At 63.7% G+C, this 14,891-nt stretch carries 12 protein-coding genes; 6 read left to right on the forward strand and 6 right to left on the reverse strand.

All coding sequences use genetic code 11. From position 1 onward, the window contains the following. Positions 1-30 precede the first annotated feature (30 nt). Together clpS and clpA are read left to right on the forward strand one after the other, a co-directional pair. Positions 31-345, forward strand: coding sequence for an ATP-dependent Clp protease adapter ClpS (gene clpS, locus BTHE68_RS02715; protein WP_061135498.1), 315 nt, complete (start codon positions 31-33; stop codon positions 343-345). After that, positions 342-2,645 carry an ATP-dependent Clp protease ATP-binding subunit ClpA gene (gene clpA / locus BTHE68_RS02720; protein WP_162065037.1) on the forward strand — a complete coding sequence of 768 codons (2,304 nt, stop codon included), beginning with the start codon at positions 342-344 and terminating at the stop codon, positions 2,643-2,645. The genes clpS and clpA overlap by 4 nt, the downstream gene beginning before the upstream one ends. A gap of 73 nt (positions 2,646-2,718) precedes the next feature. On the opposite strand, the gene dut is transcribed toward clpA, so the two are convergent. The 6 genes from dut to BTHE68_RS02750 all read right to left on the reverse strand — a co-directional run bounded on the left by dut (position 2,719) and on the right by BTHE68_RS02750 (position 9,875). Continuing rightward, positions 2,719-3,165 (reverse strand): dUTP diphosphatase, encoded by a 447-nt coding sequence (gene dut / locus BTHE68_RS02725; protein WP_162065038.1) that lies wholly within the window; start codon positions 3,163-3,165, stop codon positions 2,719-2,721. Between the two features lie 11 nt (positions 3,166-3,176). After that, on the reverse strand, positions 3,177-4,187 hold the full coding sequence (locus BTHE68_RS02730; RefSeq protein ID WP_162065039.1) for an LLM class flavin-dependent oxidoreductase: 1,011 nt from the start codon (positions 4,185-4,187) through the stop codon (positions 3,177-3,179). Continuing rightward, entirely contained in the window at positions 4,184-5,446 is a 1,263-nt protein-coding gene (gene coaBC, locus BTHE68_RS02735; RefSeq protein ID WP_162065040.1) for a bifunctional phosphopantothenoylcysteine decarboxylase/phosphopantothenate--cysteine ligase CoaBC, read from the reverse strand. Before coaBC ends, BTHE68_RS02730 begins: the two co-directional genes overlap by 4 nt. Beyond that, the gene (lspA, locus tag BTHE68_RS02740; protein ID WP_061172980.1) at positions 5,446-5,952 is read right to left on the reverse strand and encodes a signal peptidase II; all 507 of its coding nucleotides are present in this window, start codon (positions 5,950-5,952) and stop codon (positions 5,446-5,448) included. The genes coaBC and lspA overlap by 1 nt, the downstream gene beginning before the upstream one ends. Beyond that, the gene (gene ileS / locus BTHE68_RS02745; protein ID WP_162065041.1) at positions 5,952-8,783 is read right to left on the reverse strand and encodes an isoleucine--tRNA ligase; all 2,832 of its coding nucleotides are present in this window, start codon (positions 8,781-8,783) and stop codon (positions 5,952-5,954) included. The genes lspA and ileS overlap by 1 nt, the downstream gene beginning before the upstream one ends. A gap of 96 nt (positions 8,784-8,879) precedes the next feature. After that, positions 8,880-9,875 carry a bifunctional riboflavin kinase/FAD synthetase gene (locus BTHE68_RS02750; RefSeq protein ID WP_162065042.1) on the reverse strand — a complete coding sequence of 332 codons (996 nt, stop codon included), beginning with the start codon at positions 9,873-9,875 and terminating at the stop codon, positions 8,880-8,882. A gap of 162 nt (positions 9,876-10,037) precedes the next feature. Here BTHE68_RS02750 and purN point away from each other — a divergent pair, with 162 nt between their 5' ends. The 4 genes from purN (at position 10,038) to BTHE68_RS02770 (ending at position 14,813) form a co-directional block, all read left to right on the forward strand. Beyond that, on the forward strand, positions 10,038-10,688 hold the full coding sequence (purN, locus tag BTHE68_RS02755; protein WP_162065043.1) for a phosphoribosylglycinamide formyltransferase: 651 nt from the start codon (positions 10,038-10,040) through the stop codon (positions 10,686-10,688). Continuing rightward, positions 10,685-12,010 (forward strand): RsmB/NOP family class I SAM-dependent RNA methyltransferase, encoded by a 1,326-nt coding sequence (locus tag BTHE68_RS02760; protein ID WP_162065044.1) that lies wholly within the window; start codon positions 10,685-10,687, stop codon positions 12,008-12,010. Before purN ends, BTHE68_RS02760 begins: the two co-directional genes overlap by 4 nt. 3 nt (positions 12,011-12,013) lie before the next feature. Continuing rightward, positions 12,014-13,378 carry a mechanosensitive ion channel family protein gene (locus BTHE68_RS02765; protein ID WP_162065045.1) on the forward strand — a complete coding sequence of 455 codons (1,365 nt, stop codon included), beginning with the start codon at positions 12,014-12,016 and terminating at the stop codon, positions 13,376-13,378. A 238-nt stretch (positions 13,379-13,616) separates the two neighbouring features. Further along, positions 13,617-14,813: a DesA family fatty acid desaturase gene (locus BTHE68_RS02770; protein ID WP_162065046.1), complete on the forward strand. Its 1,197-nt coding sequence runs from the start codon at positions 13,617-13,619 to the stop codon at positions 14,811-14,813. Positions 14,814-14,891 lie beyond the last annotated feature (78 nt).

Here is a 14,891-nt window from a genome sequence, read left to right on the forward strand (position 1 = left end):
GGGGGCGTCCGTGTTGTTTAGAATGGGTGTATGGCGACAAATCCCAACAAGCAGGATGGCACGGTACTGGAGCGGCAGGAGCAGAAGCTCAAGAAGCCGGCCATGTACAAGGTGGTGCTGCTGAATGACGACTTCACGCCGATGGAATTCGTCGTGATGATCGTGCAGGAATACTTCAATAAAGATCGTGAGACTGCGACGCAGATCATGCTGAAAGTTCATCGCGAAGGCAGGGGAGTTTGTGGGGTCTACACGCGAGATATCGCGTCGACCAAAGTTGAGCAAGTCGTTAGCCATGCACGGCAAGCGGGACATCCGCTGCAGTGCGTGATGGAGGAAGCATGATTGCCCAGGAACTGGAAGTCAGTCTGCACATGGCGTTTATGGAAGCACGTCAGGCGCGGCACGAGTTCATAACGGTCGAGCATCTCCTGCTCGCCCTGTTGGACAATCCGACCGCGGCTGAGGTGTTGCGCGCCTGCGCAGCCAACATTGAAGATTTGCGTCAGAACCTGCGCAATTTCATTCATGACAACACGCCGACCGTGCCCGGCACGGACGACGTCGATACTCAGCCGACGCTTGGTTTCCAGCGCGTGATCCAGCGCGCGATCATGCACGTGCAATCGACCTCGAACGGCAAGAAGGAAGTGACCGGCGCGAACGTGCTGGTCGCGATCTTCGGCGAGAAGGATTCGCACGCGGTGTACTACCTGCAGCAGCAGGGCGTGACGCGTCTGGATGTCGTGAATTTCATTTCGCATGGCATCGCGAAGACCAACAGTGGCGATGCCGCGAAGGCGAACAGCGAAGTCAATCCGGAATCGGAAGACGCCGCCGCGCAGAAGGAAACGCCGCTCGCGCAGTTCACGCAGAACCTCAATCAGCTTGCGAAAGACGGCAAGATCGATCCGCTGATCGGCCGCGAGCTGGAAGTCGAGCGCGTGGTGCAGGTGCTGTGCCGCCGACGCAAGAACAATCCGCTGCTCGTCGGTGAGGCCGGTGTCGGCAAGACCGCGATCGCAGAAGGTCTCGCGTGGCGCATCACGCGCGGCGAAGTGCCGGACATTCTCGCCGACGCGCAGGTCTATTCGCTCGACATGGGCGCGCTGCTCGCGGGCACGAAGTATCGCGGCGATTTCGAGCAGCGTCTGAAGACGGTGCTCAAGGAACTGAAGGAGCGTCCGCACGCCATTCTGTTCATCGACGAGATTCATACGCTGATCGGTGCGGGCGCGGCTTCGGGCGGCACGCTCGACGCATCGAACCTGCTGAAGCCGGCGTTGTCGTCGGGGCAGTTGAAGTGCATCGGCGCGACCACGTTCACGGAATATCGCGGCATCTTCGAGAAGGACGCGGCCTTGTCGCGTCGTTTCCAGAAAGTCGATGTCACGGAACCGACGGTCGAGCAGACTGTCGCGATCCTGCGCGGTCTCAAGACGCGCTTCGAAGAGCATCACGGCGTGAAGTATTCGTCGGGCGCGCTGTCGGCGGCGGCGGAACTGTCGGCGCGCTTCATCACGGATCGTCATCTGCCGGACAAGGCGATCGACGTGATCGACGAAGCGGGCGCGGCGCAACGCATCCTGCCGAAGTCGAAGCAGAAAAAGACCATCGGCAAGAGCGAGATCGAAGAGATCATCTCGAAGATCGCGCGCGTGCCGGCGCAAAGCGTGTCGCAGGACGACCGCAGCAAGCTGCAGACGCTCGACCGCGATCTGAAGGCGGTCGTGTTCGGCCAGGATCCGGCCATCGACGCGCTGTCGGCGTCGATCAAGATGGCCCGCGCGGGCCTCGGCAAGCTGGACAAGCCGATCGGCGCGTTCCTGTTCTCCGGCCCGACGGGCGTCGGCAAGACCGAAGTCGCCAAGCAGCTCGCGTTCACGCTGGGCATCGAACTGCTGCGCTTCGACATGTCGGAATACATGGAGCGACACGCGGTGAGCCGGCTGATCGGTGCGCCGCCGGGCTATGTCGGATTCGATCAGGGCGGTCTGCTGACCGAAGCCGTTACGAAGAAGCCGCACTGCGTGCTGCTGCTCGATGAAATCGAGAAGGCGCATCCGGACATCTACAACGTGCTGCTGCAGGTGATGGATCACGGCACGCTGACGGACAACAACGGCCGCAAGGCGGACTTCCGCAACGTCATCATCATCATGACGACGAATGCGGGCGCCGAGGCGATGGGCAAGGCGGTGATCGGCTTCACGTCGCGTCGCGAGTCGGGCGACGAAATGGCTGATATCAAGCGCATGTTCACGCCGGAGTTCCGCAACCGTCTGGATCAGATCATCAGCTTCCGCTCGCTGGACGAGGAAATCATCCTGCGCGTGGTCGACAAGTTCCTCATGCAACTGGAAGATCAGCTGCACGAGAAGAAGGTCGATGCGGTCTTCACCGACGCTTTGCGCAAGCATCTCGCGAAGCACGGTTTCGATCCGCTGATGGGCGCGCGCCCGATGCAGCGTCTGATTCAGGACACGATCCGTCGTGCGCTGGCCGACGAACTGCTGTTCGGCAAACTGCTCAACGGCGGCCGCGTGACGGTGGATGTCGATGCGGACGACAAGGTGCTGCTCACGTTCGACGAAAACTCGGCGCCGCCGCGCAATCCGAATCCGGAAGCGATCGAAGTGGATTAATCGTAGGGGTCTTGGCAAGAAAAAAACGGCGCGGTTTCGACCGCGCCGTTTTTTTATGTACCCGCAATGAAGCTCAGTGCTTGCCCGTGCTGCCGAAACCACCGGCGCCGCGTTCGCTCGCCTCGAAATCGTCGACGATGTTGAACTGCGCCTGCACGACCGGCACGATGACCATCTGCGCGAGACGCTCCATCGGATTGAGCGTGAACGCGGTGTCGCCGCGATTCCATGTCGAGACCATCAACTGGCCTTGATAATCCGAATCGATCAGTCCGACGAGATTGCCGAGCACGATGCCATGCTTGTGGCCGAGGCCCGAGCGCGGCAGGATCACCGCGGCGTAGCCGGGATCGGCGAGATGAATGGCGAGGCCGGTCGGCACGAGCACGGTCTGATGCGGTTCGATGACGAGCGGCGCATCGAGACACGCGCGCAGATCGAGGCCCGCGCTGCCGGGCGTGGCGTAGGCGGGCATGTAGTCGCGCATGCGCGCATCGAGAATCTTGACGTCGAGTTTCATGGATCGAGGCGTTATTGATGCGATCGGCCGAGCTCGAAGGCTTCGGCCAAAAGTTGATAGGACCGCGTACGCGCGGCGTAGCTGCCCGAGACTGTCAGAACGATCAGTTCATCGGCATTGAATTGTTCCTGCAGCGCGTGCAGCTTTTCCGTCACGCGCTCCGGCGTGCCGATGATGCTGCGCGCCTTCTCATGCGCGATCACCGCCAGCTCGCGCTCGCCGTAGACCTGCGAGATGCCTTGCGCGATGCTCGGTATCGGCTGGTTGATGCCATACGCCATCTGCACGCGGCGCAGATCGACGGCGCGCTCGAGCGCCTCGGCTTCGCGATCCGTATCGGCGCAGATCACGAAGACCGCCGCCGCCAGATAGGGCTTGTCCTCGTGCCCGGCGGCGAAGCGCTCGCGATACGCCTCTGCCACGCGATGCCCGTATTGCGCGTTGATGAAATGCGCGAACGCAAAGCGAATGCCGAGCTGCGCGGCGAGCAGGCCGCCGAACTCGCTGGAGCCGAGCATCCACAACTGCGGACGCGTATCGATCTGCGGCTGCAACAGCACGCCTTTGGCGAGCGAGTCATCCGGAAGATTGCCGCTGAAGAGCCCGATCAGTTCCGCGACTTGCTGCGGGAAGAGGTCGCCGCGATTGTACGAACCTGCCGCGACCGCTTGCGCGGTATGCATGTCGCCGCCGGGCGCGCGTCCGACGCCGAGATCCACGCGATTCGGGAACAGCGCTTCGAGCATGAGGAACTGCTCGGCGACCTTGAACGGCGAATAATACGGCAGCATCACGCCGCCCGAGCCGATGCGGATGCGCTTCGTCAGACTGCCGATGCGCGCGAGCATCACTTCGGGGCACGGGTTCGAGACGCCGTACAAACCGTGATGCTCCGCGCACCAGTAGCGCGTGTAGCCGAGGTCGTCGGCGAGTTGTGCGAGATCGAGCGTCGCGGCGATCGCATCGGCGGTGCTGTGGCCGTGAATGACCGGCGTCTGATCGAGAACGGAAAGCTTCGTCATGAGAGCAGCGGGCCGCCGGTTTTCGGTGCGCGCCGGGCGATTTCCGCGATCAGCGTGCGTGCGAGCTGCTGCTTGTCGGCGCGCGGCAGCGGCGTCGCGCCGGAGGCTTCGAAGAGCACGACTTCGTTGTCGTCGCGGCCGAAGGTGAGCGGGCCGAGATTGCCGATCAGCAGCGGCACGTTCTTGCGTTTGCGCTTGTCTTCGCCGTGGACATCGAGATCGCCGCTTTCCGCCGCGAAGCCGACGCAGTAGGGCGGATTCGGCAGCTTCGCCACCGTGGCGAGAATGTCGGGATTTTCGACGAAGCTGAAGGTCGGCAAGGCGTCGCCGGTCTTCTTGATCTTCTGTTCGCTCACGTGATCGACGCGCCAGTCCGCGACCGCGGCCACCGCGATGAAGATGTCCGCGTCGGGCGTTGCGGCCATCACGGCGTCGTGCATCTGCTGCGCGGTCTGCACGTCCTCGCGATACACGCCCCACGGCGTGGCAAGCGCCACCGGACCGGCGACGAGGTGCACATCCGCGCCCGCCTGCGCCGCCGCGCGCGCGAGCGCGAAACCCATCTTCCCCGACGAGCGATTGGTGATGCCGCGCACCGGATCGAGCGGTTCGAAGGTAGGGCCCGCGGTGATCAGCACGCGTTGGCCGCGCAAGATCTTCGGCTGGAAGAAGGCGCAGATCGCCTCGAACGCGGCTTCCGGCTCGATCATGCGGCCATCGCCAACTTCGCCGCACGCCTGCGAGCCCGAATCCGGCCCGAGGACCTCGACGCCGTCTGCGCGAAGCTGCGCGACGTTGCGCTGCGTCGCCGGGTTCTGCCACATCTGCCGATTCATCGCGGGCACGACAAGCAGCGGACAATCGCGCGCGATGCACAGCGTCGAGAGCAGATCGTCGCACCTGCCTTGCGCGAGCTTCGCGAGGAAGTCGGTCGAGGCGGGCGCGATGACGATGGCATCCGCCTCGCGCGAGAGATCGATGTGCGGCATGTTGTTCGGCATGCGCGCATCCCATTGCGACGTATAGACGGGACGGCCCGAGAGCGCCTGCATCGTGACGGGCGTGATGAACTGCGTGGCCGCTTCGGTCATCACGATCTGCACCGTCGCGCCGGCCTTGATGAGAAGACGCGTGAGTTCGGCGATCTTGTAGCAGGCGATGCCGCCGGTCAGGCCTAAAACGAGATGTTTGCCCGCGAGTTCCAACTTGCCTCCATCGCAAAAGAACACGGCTCCGGTGAGGGAGCCGTGCGTGAACATCAGCGCGAACCGCGCACGCGCCGCAATTCGTCGAACACCAGCAGCACCGCGCCGACGGTGATCGCGCTATCGGCGAGATTGAACGCGGGCCAGTGCCACGCATTCACGTGAAAGTCCAGAAAGTCGATGACATGCCCGTACGCGATCCGGTCGATCACATTGCCGATCGCGCCGCCCATGATGAGCGAGAGCGCGAGACAGAAGAGCCGCTGCGTAGCATGCTTCTTCAGCAGATAGCAGATCACGATAGCCGCGACGACGCCCAGCGCCGTGAACGCCCAGCGCTGCCAGCCGCCGGCCATCGCGAGAAAGCTGAACGCCGCGCCGCGGTTGTACACGAGCAGCAGGTTGAAGAAGGGCGTGAGCGCGTGCGGATCGCCATAGGCGAACACGCGCTGCACGGCGATCTTCGTCAACTGGTCGAACAGGATCACGATCAGCGCGACGCCGAGCCACGGCGCGAGCGACCCACTGCTGGAAGTTTGTTTCGCCATCGTTCGAGCCATTATGCTGCGCCTCGCGTTTCGCCGGCGCCGAAGAGGTTGGAGAAGCAGCGGCCGCACAGGCCGGGGTGATCCGCGTGCGCGCCGACGTCCGCGCAATAGTGCCAGCAGCGCTCGCACTTCAGGTAGCTCGATGCCGTCACGTCGACGCCTTCATCCGCCTCGCCCGCCACCTTTTCCAGTCGCGCCGATGACGTGATGAGCACGAAGCGCAGCGCATCGCCGAGGCTTGCGAGCGCGTCGTAGCGCGCGCCGCTCGCGCGAACCACGACTTCCGCCTGCAGCGACGAACCGATCTGGTTGGCCGTGCGCGCTTCTTCGAGCGCCTTGGTGACGTCGCCGCGCGCGTTGCGGATGAGCGTCCACTTGTCGAGCAGATCGCCGCCGTTCGCGATGTCCGGATACGTCGCGAAGACTTCGTTGAAGATCGTGTCCTGGCCGGGCTTGAGCACCTTGTACGCTTCTTCCGCCGTGAACGACAGATACGGCGCGACGAGCCGCAACAGGCCGTGCGCGATATGGAACAGCGCGGTCTGCGCGCTGCGGCGTTCGCGCGAATCGGGCTTCGTCGTGTAGAGGCGGTCCTTCAGCACGTCGAGGTAGAAGCCGCCGAGGTCTTCCGAGCAGAACGTCGCGATCTTCGCAACCACCGGATGGAACTCGTACTTCTCGTAGTGCGAGAGCGCGTCGTCCTGCAGGTTGCGCGTGAGCGCGATGGCGTAGCGATCGATCTCGAGCCAGTCCTGAACCGGCAGCGCGTTCTTCTCGAAGTCGAAGTCGGAAAGATTCGCGAGCAAAAAGCGCAGCGTATTGCGGATACGTCGATACGTCTCCGTGACGCGCTTGAGAATTTCCTCGGAGATCGCGAGCTCGCCGGAATAATCCGTCGATGCGATCCACAGGCGGATGATTTCCGCGCCGAGCCGGTTCGACACTTCATGCGGATCGATGCCGTTGCCGAGCGACTTCGACATCTTGCGGCCTTCGCCATCGACGGTGAAGCCGTGCGTGAGCAGCGCGTCGTAGGGCGGGCGGCCGTCGAGCATCGACGCCGTCAGCAGCGACGAATGGAACCAGCCGCGATGCTGGTCCGAGCCTTCGAGATACAGATCGGCCGGGAACTGCAGCGAATCCTTGTGCGATCCGCGCAGCACGTGCCAGTGCGTCGTGCCGGAATCGAACCACACGTCGAGCGTGTCGCGGTTCTTTTCGTACAGGTTGGCGTCGTCGCCGATCAGCTCGCGCGGATCGAGCTTCTGCCAGGTCTCGATGCCGCCTTCCTCGACACGCTTCGCCACTTCTTCCAGCAACTCCAGCGTGCGCGGATGCAGCTCGCCGGTTTCCTTGTGCACGAAGAACGCCATCGGCACGCCCCATTGACGCTGACGCGAAAGCGTCCAGTCCGGGCGGTTCGCGATCATGCTGTAGAGACGCTGCTTGCCCCACGACGGATAGAACGCCGTGTTCTCTACGCCTTCCAGCGCGGTCTCGCGCAGCGTCTTGCCGCCGTCCTTCGGCTTCACGTCCATGCCCGCGAACCATTGCGAGGTCGCGCGATAGATGATCGCCGTCTTGTGACGCCAGCAATGCATGTAGCTGTGCGTGTACTTTTCGCTCTTCAACAGCGAGCCCGCGCCCTCAAGCGCCTCGACGATCTGCGGATTCGCCTTCCAGATCGACAGTCCGCCGAACAGCGGCAGCGATTCGATATAGCGGCCATCGCCCATCACCGGATTGACGATGTCGGAATCCGCCATGCCGTGCGCCTTGCACGACACGAAGTCCTCCACGCCATACGCCGGCGACGAATGCACGATGCCCGTGCCGCTTTCGGTCGTCACGTAGTCGCCGAGATAGACGGGCGCGGTGCGCTTGTAGCCCGGATGCGCGGCCGCGAGCGGATGATGGAAGCGCAGATTGGTGAGCTTCTCGCCGGGCGCCGTCGCGATGACTTCACCGGGAATGCCGTAGTTCTGCAGGCACGCTTCGACGCGTTCTTCCGCCAGGATCAGCAGCCCGCGCGGCGTATCGACGAGCGCGTAGACGATCTCCGGATGCACGTTGAGCGCCTGGTTGGCGGGGATGGTCCAGGGCGTCGTCGTCCAGATCACGATGCCGCCTTCCATCTTCGGCAGCGCATTCAGGCCGAACGCCTGCGCCGTCTTCTCCGGTTCCGCGAAGCCGAACACCACGTCGATGGTCGGATCGGTCTTGTCCTTGTACTCGACTTCCGCTTCGGCCAGCGCCGAGCCGCAGTCGAAACACCAGTTCACCGGCTTCAGGCCACGAAACACGTAGCCCTTTTCCATGATCTTGCCGAGCGCGCGGATTTCGCCGGCCTCGTTGGCGAAGTTCATTGTCTTGTACGGATTGTCCCAGTCGCCCAGCACGCCCAGGCGCCGGAAGCCGACCTTCTGCTTTTCGATCTGCTCGCCCGCATACGCGCGCGCCTTCTGCATCACTTCGGCGGCGGGCAGCGACTTGCCGAACTGCTTTTCGATCTGGATTTCGATCGGCATGCCGTGGCAGTCCCAGCCCGGCACGTAGACCGCGTCGAAGCCCGCGAGATTGCGCGCCTTGACGATCATGTCCTTCAGGATCTTGTTGACCGCGTGCCCGAGGTGGATGTCGCCGTTCGCGTACGGCGGGCCGTCGTGCAGGATGAACTTCTTGCGGCCCTTCGAGGCGGCGCGGATCTTCTCGTAGACCTTGTTGTCCTGCCATTCCTTGACCCACGCGGGTTCGCGCTTGGGCAGGTCGCCGCGCATCGGGAAAGGCGTGTCGAGCAGGTTGACGGGGTACTTCGAGGAGGCTTTCTCTTTCTTGTCGCTCATGGGTGACTCAGTGAATTCGGTGAGACGGCGCTTTGGACTTGCGCGCGGTGTGTCGATGAGGGCGGGGCAGCGGGCGACGCAAGGTGCGCCGCGCGCTCACCTAATTCGGTCGGTCGCCGAAATGGCGAAGCCCGTGGCGCGGCTGCCCGCGTTGCTGGCGGGCGGAAGGCCGAAGTACGCGCGCGCGTTGTCGACATCCCGCGCGATGGCGGCGGACAGCGTTTCGAGGTCGACGTACTTTTCCTCGTCGCGCAGCTTCTTCAGAAATTCGACGCGCACGAGCTTTCCGTACGCATCGCCGTGCCAGTCGAGCACGAAGACTTCGAGCAGCACGCGGCCGGAGTCGTCGACGGTCGGACGCAGGCCGAGACTGGCGACGGCGGGCAGCGGTTCATCGCCAAGACCATGCACGCGCACGACGAAAATGCCCGCGAGCGCCGGCCGCTTGTGCGCGATCGGCAGGTTCAGCGTGGGAAAGCCGAGATCGCGGCCGAGCTTTGCGCCGTGCACGACGTGCCCGCTGATGATGTACGGCCGCCCGAGCGCGACCTGCGCCGCGTCCAGATCGCCCGCGACCAGCGACGCCCGCACCGACGACGACGAAATGCGCGCGCCATTCGGATGCGCGACGGTGGCCATCTGCTCGACTTCGAAGCCGTACGTTTCGCCGGCGGCCTTGAGCGATGCGAAGTCGCCCGCGCGTTTCGCGCCGTAGCAGAAGTCGTCGCCGACCATCACCCAGCGCGCGTGCAGGCCATCGACGATGACGTTTTTCACGAACGTATCCGGCGACTGGCTCGCGAAGGTCTTGTTGAAGTGCTCGACCACCACGCGGTCGACGCCGTTGGTGCGCAACGCTTCGAGCTTGTCGCGCAGCATCGCGATGCGCGGCGGCGCGCCCGCCGGATTGAAGAACTCGCGCGGATGCGGCTCGAAAGTCATCACGCAGACCGGCAGGCCGCGCGCGTCGGCGGCGGCCCGCACGTGCGCGAGCAGCGCCTGGTGACCGCGATGGACACCGTCGAAGTTGCCGATGGTCAGCGCGCAGGGCGCCCGGCTTTCGGCATTGGGAAGGCCGCGAAAGACTCTCACGATAGGCGATGGTCAGTGGGAGGGGCTGATGCCGCAAAGCGTTAGATTATAAACGCTCGCACGGATCGACGGGCGCGCACGGCCGCTCCGGCGCCTGCGTCGGTCCCCGCATGGGTCCCTTTTGGCACGATTTTCGCACCGTTCAAATGATAAAATCCGCGGATGAAAAAAATCGTCATTCTGATCTCCGGACGCGGGAGCAACATGGAGGCCGTCGTGCGTGCGTGCGCGCGCGAAGGCTGGCCGGCCCGCGTCTGCGCGGTCATTTCCAACCGGCCCGATGCCGCCGGGTTAGGCTTCGCGGCTGCGAACGGCATCGAAACCAAAGTGGTGGATCACCGGCACTTCGACGGGCGCGAATCGTTCGACGCCGCGCTCGCGCGTGAAATCGACCGTTTCGAGCCCGATCTCGTCGTGCTGGCGGGCTTCATGCGCGTGCTGACCGACGCCTTCGTCGGGAAATACGCCGGGCGCATGCTCAATGTTCATCCGTCGCTCTTGCCGTGCTTTCCGGGCTTGCGCACGCATCAGCAGGCGCTCGACGCCGGCGTGCGGGTGCACGGCGCAAGCGTGCATTTCGTGACGCCGACGCTCGATCACGGGCCGATCGTCGCGCAGGGCGCGGTGCCGGTCGTCGCCGGCGACGACGCCGCCGCGCTCGCCGCGCGCGTGCTGAAAGTCGAGCACGAAATTTATCCGCGCGCGGTGCGATGGTTTATCGAAGGGCGTTTATCTATCGAGGGCGAACGTGTCGCCCTCGCGCCGTCTGAGCCGCAATGGCTCTTTGCCGACATTGCCGGGGAGGGCGTATGAGGCTGCATGGATTTCTGATCGGACAAACCGAAACATTGCTCGCGGACGTATTGCGCTTTTCCGGCCCCGCCGACGCCGCGACGAGCCGCTTCTTCCGCGCCCATCCGAAGCTCGGACACGGGGAACGCGGCGTGATCGCCGAAGCCGTGTTCGCCGTGCTGCGCCGGAAAATGGAGTTTTCGCATCTCGCGGAAAGCGGCAGCGGCAACCAGGCGCGCCGTCTCGCGCTGCTCGGCCTGATGCAGACCGCCGGGCTCTCCGCGCTGAAGCCGTTCGTTTCGGCGGACGAGTATCAATGGCTCGCGCAAGTCTCGAAGATAGATCCGGCGAGCCTGCCGGTGCGGGTGCGCACTAACCTGCCGCAATGGATCTACGACGCGATGAGCAAGCGTTTCGAGCCCGAGGAACTCGCGCAGCTCGCCGCCGCGCTGAACTATCCCGCGCCGCTCGACCTGCGCGTGAATCCGATCAAGGCGACGCGTGAAGCCGCGCTCAAGGCGCTGACCGAAGCGGGCATCGACGCGGGCGAAATGCCGTTCGCGCCGTTCGGCGTGCGCGTGGACGGCAAGCCCGCGCTGACGCGTCTCGCGCCGTTCCAGGAAGGCTGGATCGAGGTGCAGGATGAAGGCAGCCAGCTGCTCTGCTCGCTGATGGCCCCGCGCCGCGGCGAAATGATCGTGGACTTTTGCGCGGGCGCGGGCGGCAAGACGCTCGCACTCGGCGCGATGATGCGCTCGACCGGCCGCCTCTACGCGTTCGACGTCTCCGACCGCCGCCTCGCCAAGCTGAAGCCGCGCCTCGCGCGCAGCGGCTTGTCGAATGTGAATCCGGTGCTGATCGACAGCGAGCACGACGCGAAGATCAAGCGTCTCGCGGGCAAGATCGACCGCGTGCTCGTCGACGCGCCGTGTTCGGGTCTCGGCACGCTGCGCCGCAATCCGGACCTGAAGTGGCGCCAGTCGCCCGCCACCGTCGCGGAACTGACGCCCAAGCAATTGTCGATTCTCACGAGCGCCGCGCGCCTCGTGAAGCCCGGCGGCCGCCTCGTCTACGCGACCTGCTCCATGCTCGAAGCGGAAAACGAGACCGTCGTGAAGCAGTTCCTCGAGACGCATCCGAATTTCCGTGTCGTGCCCGCGCGCGACGTGCTCGCGGAACAGCGCATCGATCTGGACACGGGCGAATTCCTCTCGCTGTGGCCGCACAAGCACGGCACGGACGGGTTCTTCGCGGCCGTGCTGGAGCGCGTGCCGGACGCCGCGAAAGCGCCAAAATCCCCGGAAGCGCCGGACGCGCCAGAAGCGCCCGAAGAAACCGCGTAAGCAATGCAGAACCGCTTCCTGAGCGAACTCTCCGCGCGGCTCTTTCGCGATTTCGGCGAGCCGGAAGTGATCTGGCAGGTAGCGGTTCTGCTCGGCCTGCTCGTGGTGGCCTGGTGGTGCGCGCGGCTGCTTCGCAAGAAGCTCGATGCACGCCGCCAGTCGCGCTTCGAAGCCGTGCGCTTCGGCGCGGAAAGTCTCAACAAGGCGCTGTTTCCGCTGCTCGGCACGATTTTCGTCTCGATCGCGCAGGTGGCGGTTGCGCCGTTCATCCACACGTCGTTCCTGCGTCTCGCGCTCGTGCCGCTGTGCGGCATCACCGTCATCTATACGATGCTGTACGTCGCGCGGCGCGTGTTCAGCCGCGGTCAGGCGGAGCACCAGGCGAACGCGCTGCTGTATCTGTTTGAAAGACTCGTGACGGTGATCGTCTGGATCGCAATGCTCTTTACCGTCATGGGCATCCAGGACGACGTCGTGCACTGGATGGCGAGCGTGCGCTTCAACTTCGCAAACGCGCACATGACGCTGCTCTCGCTCGCCTCGGGCGTGCTGTGGGTGTGCGTGACGCTGATCGTCGCGATGTGGGCGGGCGCGCTGCTCGACGACCGCCTGATGCGCGCCCGCTCGCTCGACGCCAATCTCAAAGTGGTGCTCGCGCGCGTCGGCCGGGCACTGATGATCCTCGCCGCGATTCTGGTGAGCCTGTCGATCGTCGGCATCGACATCACGGTGCTCGGCGTGTTCGGCGGCGCACTGGGCGTCGGGCTCGGCTTCGGCTTGCAGAAGATCGCGAGCAATTACGTATCGGGCTTCATCATTCTGCTGGACCGCTCCTTGCGGCTCGGAGACATGATCAGCGTGAGCGGCAGCCAGGGCACTGTCACGCAGATCCGCACGCGCTACACGGTCGTGCGCGGGCTGGACGGCATCGAAACGCTGATTCCGAACGAGAAGCTCATCACCGATGTGGTGCAGAATCATTCGTCGTACCTTACGCGCGGCAACGCGAAGATCGCGGTGCAGGTGAGCTACCGTTGCGACGTCGAGCGCGCGATGCAATTGCTGGTCGAAGCGACGCAGGGCGTCGAACGCGTCCTGCAGGACCCGGCGCCCGCCGCGCTGCTCGCGAGTTTCGGCGCGGACGGCATCAATCTGGAGCTGAGTTTCTGGATCGAGGAGGCCGCGAAGGGCACGGGCGGCGTAAAGTCGCATGTCAATCGCGCGGTATGGCGGTTATTCTCGGAACATGGCATTGAAATTCCTTACGCTCAGCGCGAAATAAGGATTGTCGATGCCGTGCCCCGCGCAAGCAGCGAATCGGTACTTAATGCCGAAAATCGCGAGCAGGGCGCCGCACCAGCGGCCTGACCGGCGGCGTTGGCTCGATCTTTCGATTTGACCGTCGAATCAACCTCAATTCGGGGCGTGAGTTTTTCCTCGTTTTGCTAGGATTCAAAAAATTTCACCTTTAGGACAAAGACTTGGAACGCATGCAGTAGAATGCGATCGAACTTGCGCACGTTTCTTTCATGTGCACAACAAGTTGCCCAATGTCAGTTTTACTGGCCATTTTTCCCGAATTTCACAGCTACCCAGGTAAACCGCCTTGCTGAATTCTTCCCTCGAATTTCTCGCCAACGGATTGCTCGACTTTTCCTGGTGGCAGATTCTGTTGTTCACGCTTGCGATGACCCACGTCACGATCGCCGGCGTCACGATCTATCTGCACCGTTGCCAGGCGCACCGCGCGCTGGACCTGCATCCGGCCGCGAGCCACTTCTTCCGTTTCTGGCTGTGGATGACCACGGGCATGCTGACCGGCCAGTGGGCGGCGATCCATCGCAAGCACCACGCCAAATGCGAAACCGAGGAAGATCCGCACAGCCCGCAGACGCGCGGCATCTGGAAGGTGCTGCTCGAAGGCGCGGAACTCTATCGCACCGAAGCGAAGAACGAAGAAACGATGCGCAAGTTCAGCCACGGCACGCCGAACGACTGGATCGAGCGCAACATCTACACGCGTTACCCGATTCTCGGCATCAGCGTCATGATGGTGATCGATGTCGCGCTGTTCGGCATCGTCGGGCTGTCGGTGTGGGCCGTGCAGATGATCTGGATTCCGTTCTGGGCGGCGGGCGTCGTGAACGGCCTCGCGCACTGGTGGGGCTATCGCAACTTCAATTCGGCGGATGCGTCGACGAACATCTTCCCGCTCGGCATCCTGATCGGCGGCGAAGAACTGCACAACAATCACCACACGTTCGCGACCTCCGCGAAGCTGTCGAGCAAGTGGTACGAGTTCGACATCGGCTGGATGTATATCCGCCTGATGTCGATGGTCGGTCTCGCGAAGGTGAAAAAGGTCGCGCCGACGCCGAAGCTCGCCGCGAGCAAGGCCGTCGTGGATCAGGACACGCTGCAAGCCGTGCTGTCGAACCGCTACGAAGTGATGGCGCGTTACGGCAAGGCGCTCAAGCGCGCCTATGCGCAGGAACTGGCGAAGCTGAAGGAAGCCGGCGCGCGCGAGAAGTATCAATTGATGCGCGGCGCGCGCACGTGGTTCCACAAGGAAGAAGACGGCCTGAACGAACCGCAGCTGAAGCAGTTGCCGGAACTCACGTCGGATAACCAGAAGCTGCGCACGTTCATCGAGCTGCGCAAGGATCTGTCGGCGATGTGGGACCGCTCCAACGCCTCGCGCGAGCAGCTCGTGACGCAATTGCAGGACTGGTGCCATCGCGCGGAAGAGAGCGGCATCAAGGCGCTGCAGGATTTCGCGTTGCGTCTGCGCCGCTACGCCTGACTGCGATATCCGTTAAAATTTAAGGACGTCACAAGACCCCGCTCTGGCGGGGTCTTTGTTTTTGGGCGGCCGTTTTCG

This window comes from Burkholderia sp. THE68, from assembly GCF_009938265.1.
In the GTDB taxonomy this organism is placed as follows: domain Bacteria; phylum Pseudomonadota; class Gammaproteobacteria; order Burkholderiales; family Burkholderiaceae; genus Caballeronia.